The 15011-nt window shown below is 65.4% G+C and carries 15 protein-coding genes; 9 read left to right on the top strand and 6 right to left on the bottom strand.

Annotated elements, in window-relative coordinates; translation table 11 throughout:
* The first annotated feature begins 2 nt into the window (after positions 1-2).
* From ACZ0BA_RS08935 to ACZ0BA_RS08910, 6 genes are all read left to right on the top strand, one after another.
* Positions 3-1028 (top strand): polysaccharide deacetylase family protein, encoded by a 1026-nt coding sequence (locus ACZ0BA_RS08935; RefSeq protein WP_463450933.1) that lies wholly within the window; start codon positions 3-5, stop codon positions 1026-1028.
* Positions 1025-1657, top strand: coding sequence for an arsenate reductase/protein-tyrosine-phosphatase family protein (locus ACZ0BA_RS08930; RefSeq protein WP_463450932.1), 633 nt, complete (start codon positions 1025-1027; stop codon positions 1655-1657). The genes ACZ0BA_RS08935 and ACZ0BA_RS08930 overlap by 4 nt, the downstream gene beginning before the upstream one ends.
* Positions 1654-2778, top strand: a complete 1125-nt coding sequence (locus ACZ0BA_RS08925; RefSeq protein WP_463450931.1) for an acyltransferase family protein — start codon at positions 1654-1656, stop codon at positions 2776-2778. Before ACZ0BA_RS08930 ends, ACZ0BA_RS08925 begins: the two co-directional genes overlap by 4 nt.
* Positions 2771-4012, top strand: a complete 1242-nt coding sequence (locus ACZ0BA_RS08920; protein ID WP_463450930.1) for a carboxylate--amine ligase — start codon at positions 2771-2773, stop codon at positions 4010-4012. Before ACZ0BA_RS08925 ends, ACZ0BA_RS08920 begins: the two co-directional genes overlap by 8 nt.
* Positions 4009-5034, top strand: coding sequence for a glycosyltransferase family 2 protein (locus ACZ0BA_RS08915; RefSeq protein WP_463450929.1), 1026 nt, complete (start codon positions 4009-4011; stop codon positions 5032-5034). Before ACZ0BA_RS08920 ends, ACZ0BA_RS08915 begins: the two co-directional genes overlap by 4 nt.
* Before the next feature lie 89 nt (positions 5035-5123).
* A complete protein-coding gene (locus tag ACZ0BA_RS08910) occupies positions 5124-5999 on the top strand; it encodes a ThiF family adenylyltransferase (RefSeq protein ID WP_463450928.1) in 876 nt (291 codons plus the stop codon).
* A 9-nt stretch (positions 6000-6008) separates the two neighbouring features.
* Here the strand turns inward: ACZ0BA_RS08910 and ACZ0BA_RS08905 are convergent, their stop codons facing one another.
* From ACZ0BA_RS08905 to ACZ0BA_RS08880, 6 genes are all read right to left on the bottom strand, one after another.
* On the bottom strand, positions 6009-7115 hold the full coding sequence (locus ACZ0BA_RS08905) for a nucleotidyltransferase domain-containing protein (protein WP_463450927.1): 1107 nt from the start codon (positions 7113-7115) through the stop codon (positions 6009-6011).
* Positions 7112-8026, bottom strand: a complete 915-nt coding sequence (locus tag ACZ0BA_RS08900) for an HprK-related kinase A (protein ID WP_463450926.1) — start codon at positions 8024-8026, stop codon at positions 7112-7114. The genes ACZ0BA_RS08905 and ACZ0BA_RS08900 overlap by 4 nt, the downstream gene beginning before the upstream one ends.
* The gene (locus tag ACZ0BA_RS08895; RefSeq protein WP_463450925.1) at positions 8020-8292 is read right to left on the bottom strand and encodes an HPr-rel-A system PqqD family peptide chaperone; all 273 of its coding nucleotides are present in this window, start codon (positions 8290-8292) and stop codon (positions 8020-8022) included. The genes ACZ0BA_RS08900 and ACZ0BA_RS08895 overlap by 7 nt, the downstream gene beginning before the upstream one ends.
* A 2-nt stretch (positions 8293-8294) precedes the next feature.
* Positions 8295-8891 (bottom strand): hypothetical protein, encoded by a 597-nt coding sequence (locus ACZ0BA_RS08890; protein ID WP_463450924.1) that lies wholly within the window; start codon positions 8889-8891, stop codon positions 8295-8297.
* Positions 8892-9063: 172 nt separating this feature from the next.
* Positions 9064-9669, bottom strand: coding sequence for an XrtA/PEP-CTERM system exopolysaccharide export protein (locus tag ACZ0BA_RS08885; RefSeq protein WP_463454731.1), 606 nt, complete (start codon positions 9667-9669; stop codon positions 9064-9066).
* Between the two features lie 158 nt (positions 9670-9827).
* A complete protein-coding gene (locus tag ACZ0BA_RS08880; RefSeq protein ID WP_463450923.1) occupies positions 9828-10631 on the bottom strand; it encodes a S1C family serine protease in 804 nt (267 codons plus the stop codon).
* Positions 10632-10837: 206 nt separating this feature from the next.
* Between ACZ0BA_RS08880 and ACZ0BA_RS08875 the strand changes: the two genes are divergently transcribed.
* The 3 genes from ACZ0BA_RS08875 to ACZ0BA_RS08865 all read left to right on the top strand — a co-directional run bounded on the left by ACZ0BA_RS08875 (position 10838) and on the right by ACZ0BA_RS08865 (position 15000).
* On the top strand, positions 10838-12364 hold the full coding sequence (locus ACZ0BA_RS08875) for an XrtA system polysaccharide chain length determinant (protein ID WP_463450922.1): 1527 nt from the start codon (positions 10838-10840) through the stop codon (positions 12362-12364).
* Positions 12365-12449: 85 nt separating this feature from the next.
* A complete protein-coding gene (locus tag ACZ0BA_RS08870) occupies positions 12450-13436 on the top strand; it encodes an XrtA-associated tyrosine autokinase (protein ID WP_463450921.1) in 987 nt (328 codons plus the stop codon).
* Positions 13423-15000: a TIGR03016 family PEP-CTERM system-associated outer membrane protein gene (locus ACZ0BA_RS08865; RefSeq protein ID WP_463450920.1), complete on the top strand. Its 1578-nt coding sequence runs from the start codon at positions 13423-13425 to the stop codon at positions 14998-15000. Before ACZ0BA_RS08870 ends, ACZ0BA_RS08865 begins: the two co-directional genes overlap by 14 nt.
* Positions 15001-15011: the final 11 nt, after the last annotated feature.

Raw genomic sequence — 15011 nt, 5'->3', positions numbered from 1 at the left:
CCATGCGCGTCTGTTTGACCATCGATACCGAGTTCAGCATCGCCGGCGCCTTTGCCGATCCAGCGCTGCGCCCGGTCGGCGCACAGATGGTGCGTTGCGATGTCGACGGGCGCTCGCAGGGCTTGGACTTCATGCTCGACTGCTTCGCCCGCAACGACATCACCGCGACGTTTTTCATCGAGACCTTACAGCGTCACTATTTCCGCGATGATCCAATGCGGCCGCTCGCGCAGCGCATCGCCGCCGCCGGCCATGAGCTCCAACTGCACGCCCATCCGTGCTGGGCCGTGTTCCAGCACGACGACTGGTCCGAACGCGTGCGACGCGAGCCGCGCCAGGACGATTTCGCCGGCCGCGACGAGGCATCGACCTTGGAACTGCTGCGCCAGGGCCAGGAAACATTCCGCGAATGGGGCCTGGCGCCGCCGCAGGTGTTCCGCAGCGCCAGCTTGCAGCACGATGCCGGGCTGTACCGCGCGATGGCCGCCGCCGGCATTCCCTACAGCTCCAACATCGGACTGGCGATCTATGACAGCGGCGATCCGAGCTACCGCCTGTACGGTGGGCGCCATCTGCGCCACGGCGTGCTGGAGTGCCCGGTGCTCACGTTCACCGATTGGCGCCTGCGGCGTCCGCATCTGAAGACGCTGTCGATTTCCGGCACCAGCTTCGCAGAAACCCGAACCTTGCTGGAACGTGCGCGACAGGCCGGCATGGAGCTGGTGGTGATCCTGACCCATCCTTTCGAATATGTGCAAAGCCGTGGCGCCGATTACCGAACCCTGCGCCGCCACGGCGTCAATCAGGAGCGGCTGGAACGGCTGTGCGGCTACCTGGCGGCGAATACCGACCTGTATCAAGCCAGTGGCCTGGCGGCGGCCGCCAGCATGCCGCTCGCGCCATGCGGCGCGGAAAATCAATTGCTGAGCGGGGCGCCATGGCAAAGCGTGTGCCGTATGGCAACCCAGGTGTTATACGACCGCTACGGGCACTGGGCGTTGTCCCGGGCAAGCGCGGGGGCGGCATGAGCTGGCGCCGTCCGTTCGACGCGTTGGCGGAGACCATCGACCGCCGCCACGGCACCTGGCGCGGCCTCGTACGCGCATGGCTGGCCCGGATCGAGCTGGCCGCCGGGCGCTTGTCGGGCTTCCGCCTGCGCCATCCGCACAAAGTGCGCCGCGCCGTATTCATTTGCCTGGGCAACATCTGCCGCAGCGCCTTCGCCGAACAGGTGGCAGCGCGGCTGGACATGACGGTGGCCTCGGCCGGCCTGTCGACCCATTCCGGCTCGGCCTCCCCGGACAGCGCGCTGCGTGCGGCGCGCCGCCACGGCTACGACATGAGCGCCCACCGCGCCACCGATCTGACCGATTTCGACGTCCAGCCTGGCGACCTGTTCCTGGTGATGGAAGTGCGCCAGGCGCGCGAGCTGCGCCGTCGTCTCGGGCCGCGCACCGATGTCGAAGTGGTGCTGCTGGGCCTGTGGTGCACCGGACCGATGCCGCATCTGCACGACCCGTTCACACTGAGCGACGCGTATTTCGACCAGTGTTTCTCCCGAGTTCGACAAGCGGTGCGCGGCCTTCAGCGCTCCGTGCCGCAGTTGACACGGCGTGAGACCACCAGCGCATCCGAACGCGGCGGGAGGGTTGCATGAACCGCGGCTTTTCCATCTATCTCGACCTGGTGCGCGTGCTGGCTGCGCTGGCGGTGATCATCTATCACTCGAATTTCCGCCTGCTGACGACCGAGAAGCTACCGTTCAGCAACCACGGCCACGCGGCGGTGATCGTCTTCTTCGTGCTGTCCGGCTATGTGATCGCCTACATTACGTCCGAGCGCGAGAACACGCCGCTGTCCTACTGGTCCAGCCGCCTGTCACGTTTTTACTCGCTGGCGCTGCCCGTGGTACTGCTGACGCCGCTGTTCGACATGGCAGGCGAAGCCATGGCGCCGCAGTTCTATACCGGCGGCACCACCACCTACGGCCTGGCGTGGTTGCGCATCCTGACCAGCCTGACCTTCCTGAACGAGGTGTGGCTGGTATCGATCATGTCGTTCTCCAACGTGCCGTACTGGTCGCTGTGCTACGAGTTCTGGTATTACGTGCTGTTCGCGATCGTCACCTTCACGGCCGGCCGCACCCGCGTGTTGCTGGCCGGCGCCGTCATGCTGCTGCTCGGGCCCAAGATCTTGGTGCTCGCGCCGGTATGGGTGGCGGGCGTGGTGCTGTTCCGCTGGCAATGGCTGCGCACGCTCAAGCCGCTGCCCGGGGCGCTATTGTTTACAGCGTCCTGGCCGGCGTACTGGCTATTCCACCACTACGGCATGACCGAAGCAGGCTCGCAATTGTTGTTGCGGCTGGTCGGCGCCAATCTGCATCATCAAATGGCGTTTTCCAAGTTCTTCATCACCGATTACCTTCTTGCGCTGATCGTGCTGGCCAACTTTGCAGGCATGCGCGCGCTTGCCGACGTCGCAGCACGCCCGTTGCGCATGATCGAACCGGTCATACGTCCGCTGGCCGCTTACACCTTCAGCGCCTATATTCTGCATCAGCCATTGATGCAGTTTTTCGCCGCACTGATCGATGGCGACCCGGGCCGGCCATGGTTTTATGCCGCCACCATGCTGGCAACGTTCGCAACCATCGCGGTGCTCGGCAGCCTGACCGAGCAGCAGCGCCACCATTGGCGTCATGCGATCCGCAAACTGCTGGCCCTGGTGTTCGAGAGACCGGGCAGGCAGGTGCCTGTCGCGGGAGTGCCCCATGGCTGAGACCCTGATACCGGCTGTGGTGCTGGGCATCGACACACCGATCGGTCTCGCCATCATCCGCGACCTGGGCCGGCGCGGCGTGCCGGTGATCGGCATCGCGCACAGCGCTTCCGGGCTCGGCCTGCGGTCGCGATATCTAACCCGGGGCCTGATACGTCCCGGCGGTGGCGCCGCCGGCCTGTTGCAGCAGTTGCGGCAACTGTCCGCTGAAATCGGCCCCGCGTGCCTGTTCGCGATTTCCGAGACCGACATCAGCGCGCTCAACCTGGAGCGTGCGCAACTGGACGGCTACCGTCTGATGTTCGCCGACACGACGCGCATGGAGCGGGTGCTGCACAAGGACCAAACCTACGCTGCGGCGGCATCGGTGGGCATCCACGTGCCGCGCACCTTACATCCGGTCTCGCTGGACGAGGCCGCCGCTGCGGCGCCAGGGCTGCGCTACCCGGTCATCCTCAAGTGGGCCGATCCGAACGGCGCCATGCAGCCGCTGCGGCGCGCCGGCCTGTCGCTTGACAAGCTACGTTATTGCGCCGATGCCGAAGAGCTCATGGCCGGACTGCGCCGCTACGAAGCGGTCGGCATCTATCCGATGGTGCAGGAATTTTGCGCTGGTTATGGCCTCGGCCAGTTCGTGCTGATGCGCGACGGCCAGGCGCACTGCCTGTTCCAGCACCGCCGCGTCCACGAGTGGCCGCCGGAAGGCGGCATCTCGACGCTGTGCGAGTCGTTGCCGCCGGGCGAACACGCGTCGTTGATGCAGCAATCGGTCGCGCTGCTGCGTGCGCTCGACTGGGAGGGCGTGGCGATGGTCGAATACCGCTACGACCCGGCCACCGGACGCGCGGCGCTGATGGAGATCAACGGCCGCTTCTGGGGCAGCCTGCCGTTGGCGTGCCAGGCCGGCGCGGCGTTTCCATGGTACGCGTATCAATTGCTGGGCTTGAACCAGCCGGTGTCGCAAGCGCCGTATGTGGCCGGCCTGCGCGCCCGCTTCATGGTGCCCGAAACCAAGCGGCTGTGGCGCGTCCTGACCCGCAAGCCCAGCGACGGTTACGTGCCGCCGGCCGGCGCGCTGGCCGAGGTGGCCGGCTATCTGTTCGACTTCGTCCGGCCCGGCACCCGCTATTTCGTCCACAGCTGGCGCGATCCGATGCCCTTGCTGAGCGACCTGTGGCTGACCGCGCGGCGGCTGCTGCCCACGCTGCGCATTCCGCAACGGAGAAAGACATGAACACCACAGTTGACGAAGACACAGTTGCCGGCAAAGTTCCCGTGGTGGCCGTGATCATTCCCTACTACCAGCGGCAGCAGGGCATCCTCGGCAAGGCGGTGGCGTCCGCACTGGCCCAGCGCGGCGCACATCGGCTCGTCATCATCGTGGTCGACGACGCCTCGCCGGTGCCCGCGCGTGCCGAGCTGGCCGGATTGCCGGCGGACGAAGCGGAGCGCATCGTCATCATCGAGCGCCCCAACGCCGGTCCTGCCGCCGCCCGCAACACCGGTCTGCGCGCGTTGCCGGCCGACACAGACTTCGTTGCCTTTCTCGACTCCGACGACGAATGGATACCGGAGCACCTGGAACGCGCATTGACGGCGCTCGGGCAGGGCAACGATTTTTATTTTTCCGACCACTACCAGTTGAACCAGACCGTCAGCGCGTTCCGCCGCGCCGGCCGCATCGACCTGGCGCAACACCCGGCGCTGGCCGGCGCCGACGAGTTGTACGCCTACCGCGGCGACATGTTCGATCAGATCCTGAGCGGGAACATCATCGGCACTTCCACCGTGGTGTACCGCCACGCACCGCTGTCGACGCTACGTTTTCGCGAGGAATTCGTGTACGCTGGGGAAGACTATCTATTCTGGCTGGAACTGAGCCAATGCACCAGCCGCATCGCGTTTTCGGCGCGCTGCGAATGCGTCTATGGTCCCGGTGTGAATATTTTTTCCGGCTCCGGATGGGGCAGCAAAACATCGCTGTTGCGTCTGCACCACGAAATGAAGTTCCAGCGCGCGTTGTCGCGGCTGTTCGAGCTGTCGGCGCCGCAGCGGCAGGCCAACCTCGCCAGCGTGCGCCGGTTGCGCCGCAGTTTTGTCGCCGATCTGCTGCACCGCGTGCTGCACCGGCAGGAAGTGTCGCCGTCGCTGTTGGGACGGCATTGCAAGGTCGATCCGCAGACCTTCATCTACGCCTTGCCGCTGGCGGTCGGCATCGCGTTGCAGCGCGAGCGCGGGAAGTCGACCACCATTTAAAGACTCACCGAATATCCTGGATGGCACGATGGCGTTGGGGAAATGGCCACGATACCGGTATGACCAGGATCACCAGAAAGGTAGCTGTCATGGATCAAGCTTTTAATTACGAAAAGGCATTCTCACGCAATATCGGTTGGGTGACCGAAGCAGAGCAAGCGGTATTGCGCACCAAACGCGTGGCGATCGGGGGCGCCGGCGCGGTCGGTTCGTTCTACGCCAACACTTTCGCCCGGCTCGGCTTCGGCAAGTTCGTCATCGCCGACTTCGACACCTACGACATCGTCAACTTCAACCGGCAGCTGGGCGCGACAATGAGCACGCTTGGCCAGCCGAAGTCGGAAGTGATCCGCCGCATGATCCTCGACATTAATCCAGAAGCCGACATCCGTGTGTTTCCCGAGGGCGTGACGACCGACAACCTGAACGAGTTCCTGCGCGACGTGGATTTTTATGTCGACGGCCTGGATTTCTTTGCTTTCGACGCCCGTCAGCAGACCTTTGCCAAGTGCGCCGAGCTCGGTATTCCATCGACAACCTGCGCGCCGCTCGGCATGGGCGGGGCCAGCCTGACTTTCCTTCCCGGCCAGACCACGTTCGAACAGTATTTCCAATGGGGCGATCTGCCCGAACTGGATAAAGCGATCCGCTTTATCGTCGGGCTGGCGCCGGCGGGCCTGCATCGAGGATATCTGGTGGTGCCGTCGGCGATGAATCTGAAGGAGCGGCGCGGGCCATCGACCATCATGGCGTGCAATCTATGCGCCGGCATTTCGGCCACGGTTGCGCTGAAGGTGATGCTCGGGAGGGGAAAGGTGTTGGCCGCGCCGCACGGGCTGCATTTCGACGCCTATCGCAACAAGCTGGTGCACACTTACCGGCCCGGTGGCAGCAGCAACCCGTTGCAGCGGCTCGCCATCGGCGTCGGCAAACGGATGTACGGAAAAATGCTGGCGAAGGGGTGAATTAGCCCGTCAGACATCGCGCGTGCGCGCCGCTTGCAGCGGCGTCAGCAGGGCCTTGTGGAACAGGTGGCGCGCCAGCAGCCACGGCGGCATGCGCAGCCAGTTGCCGCGCAGGTAGAGCATCTGCCGCGCCAGCTTGCTCAGCGGTCCGTCGCAGCTTTCGTGCTCGGGTAGCAGGGCCCGGTCCAGCAACGCGTCCATCAGCGCCAGCACCACCGGCCCCGGTCGCGCCACGTCGTTGCCTTCCAACAGCGCAGCCGGCACCGGCGTGTGCAGCAGCCGGGCGGCGTGGCGTAACGCGTAAAACAGCGGCCGCTGCAGTTGCAGCGCGGCGGCCCGATCCGTCAAACGCACCCAGAAACCCGGCAGCGAGGAAAACTCGTGCAACAAGCGGTCGATGTCGACCAGATTGCGCAGCCCGTGGTCGAACTCGCTTTCGTACAGCAGGTGCGTGGCGCTGTGCAGAATCATGTCCACCGGACCCAGCGTGTACACCGCCGGCAGGCTGCCGCTGGCGGGGTAGCCGGGCAGGGGCTCGGCCGCCGCGCGCAGCAGCATGGCGTCAGGATGCGCCGCGGCCGTGCTGGGCAGTATGGCGTGATGGACGTCGATCACGGTCTCGCGCCACACATGTTGCATCGGCGGCAGTTCGTGCATCCAGCGCCGGTAGTAATGCTGGTCGTAATCGTCGTGACCAACACCGGCCCAGCCGTGCAACATCAGCGCAGATTCGACGTCGGCCAGCGCCGAGCGTGGCACCAGGATGTCGATGTCGGAAAAGATCCGGCCCTCGGCGGCGGCCAGCCCGGCCATCGCGTACGCGCCGCCCTTGAGCAATATCAGCGGTACACCAAGGCCTGCCATCGCCTGGCGGATCTGGCGCACTTCCCAACGTACTGCCTGCAGATGGCGCTCGCCCTGCTGGCGGGCCCAGTCCAGTTGCCGCCGCGCCGGCGCCGGCAGGCGCTCCAGCACGCCTGCGTCGCGCGCCCGCGCGTGCAGGCTGGGCAACAATTGCGCGCGCTCGGCCTGGCGCAACACCAGGTCGCACTGGGCCGGCGTGAACGCGGCCAGCGCGGCCGGCGTGCGCAGCGCTTCGATCAGCAGCGGCGTCATGGCGGCGCCACCAGACGTTCGAACGTGGCGATGCCGTCTTCCAAGCTGCTGTAGCGGAAGTCGTAACAGTCCGACTGGTCGATCAGGTCGGCCATGGCGTCGAAGCCTCGCGCCGCGAGGACGCTGTAGTTGAAGGCATTTTCGGCGGTGCGCAGATGCGCGCGCGCCTTGGCGACCGGCTGCAACTCTGCGGCCGCGCCGGCTTCGTAGCGGGGGAAAACGATCCAGGCCGGGCGCGCCGGTTCGGCCAGGCGCCCGACGCTATCGGCCGGCGCGCGCAGGTGGGCCACCGTGCCTTTGTTGGTGTCGGTGACGGGCGGCGAAAACAGGGCGCTCGGCAGCGCCGCGCGCATCAGATCGATCGAGCCGTTCTTCAGGCTGATCGGACGCGGCATCGGCACGATCAGGCCGTCCTCGAGCCGGACCATGGTCAGCTCGTCGGACAGCAGGCGCCAGCCGTGGTGCACCAGCGCCGCGCATAAGGTGCTTTTGCCGGAGCCCGGCGGCGCCGGCAGGATGGCCGCGCGGCCGTGCTTTTCCACCACCGCCGCGTGCAGCATCAGATAACTATGGGCGCGGCTGGAGATGCACCAGTTCAGCCCCCATTCGAACATTGGATAAGCCTGCGCCAGCGGCAGCGGTTTGAACGGCGCCAGGCCGTCGGCCAGCAGCTGCACCTGCGGGCGCAACCAGCGCCGCCAATTGAGCGGACGCACCATGCGCAGGTGGAAGTCGGCGTAGCCGTCGTCGGGACCGAGCGGGTAGTCCGCGTACATCATTCCCACGCCGCGCACCACGCTCGGTATCGTGCTTTGCAGACGGGTGACGAAGGCGCCGGTTTGCAGGTACAGGCCGGCGCCGGCCAAGCGCGAGGCCAGTTGTCCGGCCGGCAGCTGCGCCACAGTCAGCATATGGCCTCGACCAGGGCAAGGCGTTCCAGATCTTCCAGCATGCTTGTCACCTCGGCATCGTCGGCGGCGGCCATGCCGGCCGCCAGCAGGCGGCGACCCAGAGCGTCGGCGCCGGCTGGCCCGGCGTGCAGCGCCAGCAGCAACTCCAGCGCATCGGCGCCCATCAGATGGGTATCGCCTGACAGATCGTTGTACAGCACGCATTCGCCGTCCCACTGTCGGCGCCGTAGTTGCTGGCCCGGACAGAGGCGCCAGGAAACACCCATGCTCATTCCATTGTGCTTTTGAGGTAGCCGACGATTTCGCGCGAGCCCCATTTACGGCCGCCGGCGATCGGCGTGTAGGTTCCGCCGAGGTTGGCGCCGGACGCTTGCCACTCGTTCCAGATGGCGATCACGGCCGGCACCTTGAGGAATGACGTGCGACCCGTGTAAGCGTTGAAGTAGGCTGCCATCAGGTACATGCCGACCTGGTCGCGGTCGTAGTTCTGGGCCTTGAGAACCTTCATCACCGGCTGGCTGGCGTAGGTCAGCGTGCGCGAGCTGCAGGTGAAGACGTGGCTGAACGCGGTGCAGTTCTTCGGCATTGGGCAGCTTTGCTCCGCCCACCACGTCGGCAGGCGGCCTTTGCAAGTGGGCGCCTGGGTCGGCTTGCGGCTACTCAAACCGCCCGACATGGCGCCCGACGGCGCCTTGCACATCGCCGCGCCCATCGCGGACGGACTTTTCAGTGTGAGGATGACGCCGCTGGCGATGCCGGCACCGGCCAGACGTCGACGGGACGGCCGCGATGGGGCATCGGCGTCCACCATCTGCGCCGGCACCGGCGCATCGCCTGGATTATCTTGATGCGTTTGCTTAGCCACGTCTGCCATCCCCTGAGTTTTACTTGTCTGTGCAATCTAATGCAAGTTTCATTCCCGACACCGAATCCAAATTTGAGTTCGATTAAAATCAAGTACTTACGTCGAATTTTTTGCTATCAGCGATCACGCCGCAAACGCGGCGCCGGCGACTGTAAAGAATCTCGACACTATCTTAGAAGAAACTCTCGGGGATGATCAGGATGTCGCCCGGCCACATGCGCACATTGGCGGAGATATCGCCGTCCTTGATCAGGTCGCTCAAGCGCACCGGCAGCTTCTCTTGCTTGCCGTCGACTTTGCGCACGATGCTGGCACGGTTGCCCGCTGCGAACTCGGTCACGCCGCCGACGGCGATCAGCACGTCCATCAGCGACATGTCGCGCCGGTACGGCATCGACTGCGGCTTGGCGGCCTGGCCGATCACGCGGATCTGCTGGTCGTAGGTGCCGACAAAGCCGTTGACCACCACGCTCACCGCCGGTTGCTGGATGTAGCGCGCCAGGGCTTTTTCGATATCGCGGGCCAGCTGGCTCGGGGTCTTGCCGCTGGCCGGCAGGTCCTCCACCAGCGGCGCCGTGATCTTGCCGTCCGGACGCACCGGCACCGTCTGCGATACCTCGGGATTGCGCCAGACGTTGATGCTGATGCTGTCGCCCGGGCCGATCAGGTAATCGATATCCGGCGAGCTCTCGGCGGGCGCTGCCAGCGGGCGCTGCGTCGCGCAGCCGGCCAGTGCCGCGATCGCCAAACCACAGGTCAACGCCAGGACGCAGCGCAGCGCGCGCCGATAAAAATTGGGGGAAGAGTGCGCGTTCACGGTCGTCCTTTAGTGGAGTGCGATGGAGAAAACTGGCACGGCGCAAGTAACGCCGATCTTTTCATTTTGACATGCCTTTTTGATCATGGCAAGAAAGTTATTCTGGCGTCGTTGTAAAGTTATGGTGACGTTGTACGCAGCAGGTCGCGCACGTAGTTCGACGGCACGGCGTAACCGATGCCGCTCGGCGTGCTGATCGCGTTCTCCTTGCTGCCCTTGACGTACACCATGTTCAGCACGCCATAAACGGCGCCGGTTGACGGGTCGTACAACGGGCTGCCGCTGTTGCCGGGATAGGCGATGGCGTCCAGCTGGAACACGGTCACGGGCGGCCGCCGCAACTGCTTGAGGGCGCGCGCGTCAAGCTGGCGCGAGGTCTTTGCCGGATTCGTCATCGGCGTGATCGCCGCCAGCACGGCGCGGTGCGTGGCCGGGTGCAAGCCCAGCACCATGCCCAGCGGGAAACCGGTGAAGGCCAGGTCCTGGCCCTCGGCTGCGGCGTCGGAATCCGCCAGTTTGAGCGCCGGCAGCGGCGTGCCCGTCAGGCGCAGATGCACCAGGTCGTGTTCGATGTCGCGCGCGACCAGGGTGGTTGCGCGAAAGCGCACATTCTCGCCGTCGGCCACCACCACGCCCCAGCTTTCCTGGCGCGCCAGATCCGGCGCCTCCGGCACCACGTGGGCGTTGGTGACGACGCTCAGACCGTCACCGGTAATCCAGCCGGTGCCGCTGTAGACGATGGGCGGCGAACGAGTCGGCTGGAAGCTGCCGATCGCCACCACCGAGCGCTTGACGGCGGCCACCGTCTCCTTCAGCTCGGCCGCCCGCGCGGCCGGCAAAACGGCTACGGCTGCGGCTCCCAGCCAGGCGGACAGCCCGGCGGCGCGCATCCCGGTGCTGAAAAATGTGGCGATTATGATCATGCCCGCAATCTACACCATCTGATAATTTTTGCAACAAATCTTCGCTTTTTGGCCGCTTGTCCTTTTCTTGCAACGTTGTAGTCGAGTGTGTAAAAAATAATAACAATGATCTGTTCCGTTGTACTATGATTCATAGAAATGTTGTTTTGATAATCGACGCGCCGGCCTTCCAGACAGGACTTGGCGCGCACTTGGCGAGGCAAGAGATGGCGGAATTGAGTGCATTGCTGCTGACGTTTCTGAAGGCGCTCGGCAAGTATCGCTGGTATGCGGTGGCGGTGGCGTGGGTGGTCGGACTGATCGGTTGGGCCGTGGTCTACCGCATGCCGGACGAATATCAATCGACGGCGCGCGTCTACGTCGACACCCAGAGCATCCTCAAGCCCCTGATGGCCGGCATGACCACCATGCCCAACATCGAGGAGCAGGTGATGTTCATGCGCCGCACGCTGATCAGCCGGCCGAACGTCGAGCGCGTCATCCGCATGGTCGACCTCGACATCAAAACCCGCAGCGTCAACGACAAGGAACGCCTGATCGACCAGCTGACCTCGCAGATCAGCATCACCGGCACCGGCAACGACGACATCTATACCATCGCCTACACCAACCCCGATCCCAGGCTGGGCAAGGACGTGGTGCAGTCGCTGCTGACCATCTTCGTCGAGGGCAGCGTCGGCGGCAAGAAGCAGGATTCCGACAAGGCGATATCCTTCATCGCCGAACAGATCAAAAGCTACGAGGAAAAGCTGGCGGCCGGCGAGAACGCGCTCAAAGACTTCAAGATTCGCCACATGGGGCTGATGTCGCGCCAGGGCGGCGACTACGCCAGCAAGCTGGCCGAGACCACCGAGCTGCTCAACCAGGCGCGCCTGGAGGCGGCCGAGGTCGAGCAGTCGCGCAACGCCATCAAGCGGCAGATCGTCGGCGAAGAACCGGCCCCGGTACTGGGCGCGGCGCCCAGCGAGGACGCCAATCCCGAGCTGGACGGCCGCATCCAGGCGCTCGAAAAAAGCCTCGACCAGCTGCGCATGCAATATACCGACGAGCATCCGGACATCGCCGGCACCAAGCGCCTGATCGACCAGTTGAAGGCCCGCAAGCGCGAAGAGGCCTCCAAGAAGGTGCGCACCACCGGCGCCAATTTCAGTCCGATGGTGCAGCAGATGAATGTCGCGCTGTCGGTTGAAGAGGCGCGGCTGGCTGCGCTGCAGACCCGTGTGCGCGAATACAGCAGCCGTGTGGCCGCGCTGCGCGCCATGAGCACGGCCGCACCCGAGGTCGAGGCCGAACTGTCGCAGCTTAACCGCGACTACGCGATTAACAAGGAAAACTACGCCAAGCTGGTCGAGCGGCGCGAATCGGCCCGCCTGTCGGGCGACTTGAGCTCGGCGTCGGACATGATGACCATCCGCGTCATCGATCCGCCGAGCGCCCCGGTGATGCCGGTCGGCCCCAACCGCGCGCGGCTGTGTTCGATCGTGTTTGCCGGCGCCTTGCTGGCCGGCCTGGGTTCGGCGTTGTTGCTGAGCCAGATACGGCCGACCTTCATCAGCCAGCGCGCGCTGCGCGAGGCCACCGGCATTCCCATCCTTGGAAGCATTTCGATGAACTGGACCGACACCCAACGCCTCAAGCGGCGACGCCGCCTGTATGCGTTCGGATTGGCGGTGTCGCTGTTCTTCGGCGGCTACGGCGGCGTCATGGCATCGGTACTGTGGATGCAGCGCTAGTTCCACCTCATTAATCGGCCCGACGGACGTCCATCGTCTTCACCCGCCCAGTCGGCCAGCTTCATCAGCGCAACAAGGAGTCTCCGTGAGCATAATCGAACGAGCCACCAGCCGCATGCACCAGGACGCGGCGGCGCGGCAAGGGCTGGCCGATGGTCAGGCCCGAGGCCAAGGCCCGGGCCAGGCCCAACACCACGCCGACGAGGCCGTCGCCGCGGCGCTGGCCGCCAGCGCATCGGCCGCTTCCGCGCCATCGCAGTCGGCCTCGCCGACCCGTGGCTTGCCGCCGTCGGCGTCGCCGGCCGCCGTGCTGCGCAACCGGGGCAACGGCAAGAACATCGAACTGGACGCGGTGCGCATGCAGGACATGGGCTTCATCACCGCCGGCAACCGCACGCCGCTGATGGAAGAGGTCAGGGTGATCAAGCGTCCGCTGATCACGCGCGCCTTCTCCGCCAAGAACCGTGGCGACAAGCCTGGCAACCTGATCATGATCACCAGCTCGCTGCCGGGCGAGGGCAAAACCTTTTGCGCCATCAACCTGGCCATGAGCATCGCCATGGAGCTCGACCACACCGTGCTGCTGGTCGACGCCGACGTCGCCCGGCCGTCGGTGCTGCGCACCCTGGGCCTGCCCGGCCAGCGCGGCCTGATGGAACTGCTACTCGACGAGCAAGCGGACATGTCCGAACTGCTGCTGCATACCAATATCGACGGCCTGACGCTGCTGCCGGCCGGCGCCGCCAACGCCCGCGCCACCGAGCTGCTGGCCAGCCAGGCCATGGCCAACCTGTTGCAGGAAATGGCCGGTCGCTATCCGGACCGCATCATCATCTTCGATTCGCCGCCGCTGCTGCTGACCACCGAAGCGCACGTGCTGGCCGCGCACATGGGCCAGATCGTCGTGGTGGTCGAGGCCGAGAAGACCAGCCAGCACGCGGTGCAGGAATCGCTGCGCCAGCTTGAGGGCCTGCACAACGTCAACCTGGTGTACAACAAGACCCGCGAGTTCCCGGGGACTGCGGCGTATGACTACCAATATAATTATAGTTATCATAATGGCCAGTCCTAAGCGCCGTTACGGGCTGGGCGCCGGCGTTTTGCTACCGATGCCGACCGTGACGGCGGCGGCGGTGGCGTTGCTGTTCGCGCCTGCTTGCCGCGCGGAGCTGAGAGTCGAGCCGTCCGCGCAGTTCCAGCAAACCTATACCGACAACGTCAGCCTGGCGCCGCCGGACCAGGCCCGCAGCCTGTGGATCAGCGAACTGACGCCGGGGCTGACCGTGCGCGACGACAGTCCGCGCCTGCAATTGCTGGCGGCGTACGAAGCGCGCCTGTACGCCTATTCGCGCGACGACCCGGCGGCCAATCAGAGCCTGTCGCATAACTTCAACGGCAAGCTGCACGCCGAGGCCGTTGCCGGCCTGTTGTATCTGGACGCCGCCGGCGCCTACCGCCAGCAGGCCGTGTCGGCTTTCGGCGCGCCGGTCGCCCAGAACGGCAGCGACGCCTACCTGACCGAGAACCGCACCAACGTCAAGAGCTACAGTGTCAGTCCGTACATCACGCACAGTTTCAGCCGCCTGATGACGGGCGACCTGCGCTACACGCACGATGTGGTCAGCGCCGACAGCGTCGGTTTCAACCACAGCAACTCCGATAGCGTGCAAGCCTCGCTGGGCGGCAGCGTCGGCCCACGCATCGGCTGGGGCCTGCAATACTACCGTCAGCGGCTGGAGGACGGCGTCGGCCCGACGACGATCAGCGGCAACACCGGCCTGAACGGCTCCTACCTGATCGCCGCGCCGCTGCGCCTGACCGCCAGCATCGGCCGCGACCAGTACAAATACGAATCGCAGGTGGGCGATACGCCGACCGGCAAATCGTGGTCGCTCGGCTTCGGCTGGACGCCGTCGAGCCGCACCAGCGTCAGCGCCAGCTTCGGCAAGCGCTTCTTCGGCGACAGCTACCACCTCGATGCCGTGCACCGCACCCGCGCCACCGCCTGGAGCGTGCGCTACTCGACCGACGTCACCACCTCGCGCGATCAGTTCCTGCTGCCGGCATCGGTGTCGACCTCGGATCTGCTCGACCGCATGTATGCCGGCGCCATTCCCGATCCCACGCTGCGGCGCCAGGCGGTCGACGCCTTCATCCGCGCCAACGGCCTGCCGCGCACGCTCACCGACAGCGTCAACTATCTGAGCAACCGCTACATCCTGCAAAAGCAGTTCCAGGTGTCGCTGGCCTGGACCCTGGCGCACAGCGTGCTGGTGCTGAGCCTGACCGATGAGCGGCGCAACGCCTTGTCGTCGGTGCAGTCGGACAGCACCTTGCTGGGCAGCCGCCTCGGCAGCCTGAACGACAACAGCCACCAGCAGGGCGGCAGCGCGACGTTCAACTACCGGCTGTCGCCGCGCAGTTCGGTGAACCTGTCGGCCAGTGTCAACAAGGCCGACTCGCTGGTCCAGAACGCCAGCAGCATCAACCGCGCCTTCCGCGTGGCGCTGTCCCGCCAGCTCGGCCGCCAACTGACCGGCGACCTCGAACTGCGCCGCCAGACCGGCAGCGTCGCCGGCGCCCTTGGTGGCTATCACGAGAACGCCATCGTGTTTCATCTTAACCAACGCTTCTGAGGAGCCAGGCC

Source organism: Duganella sp. AC917, assembly GCF_979258245.1.
This window is presented reverse-complemented; position numbering and strand designations above follow the sequence as displayed.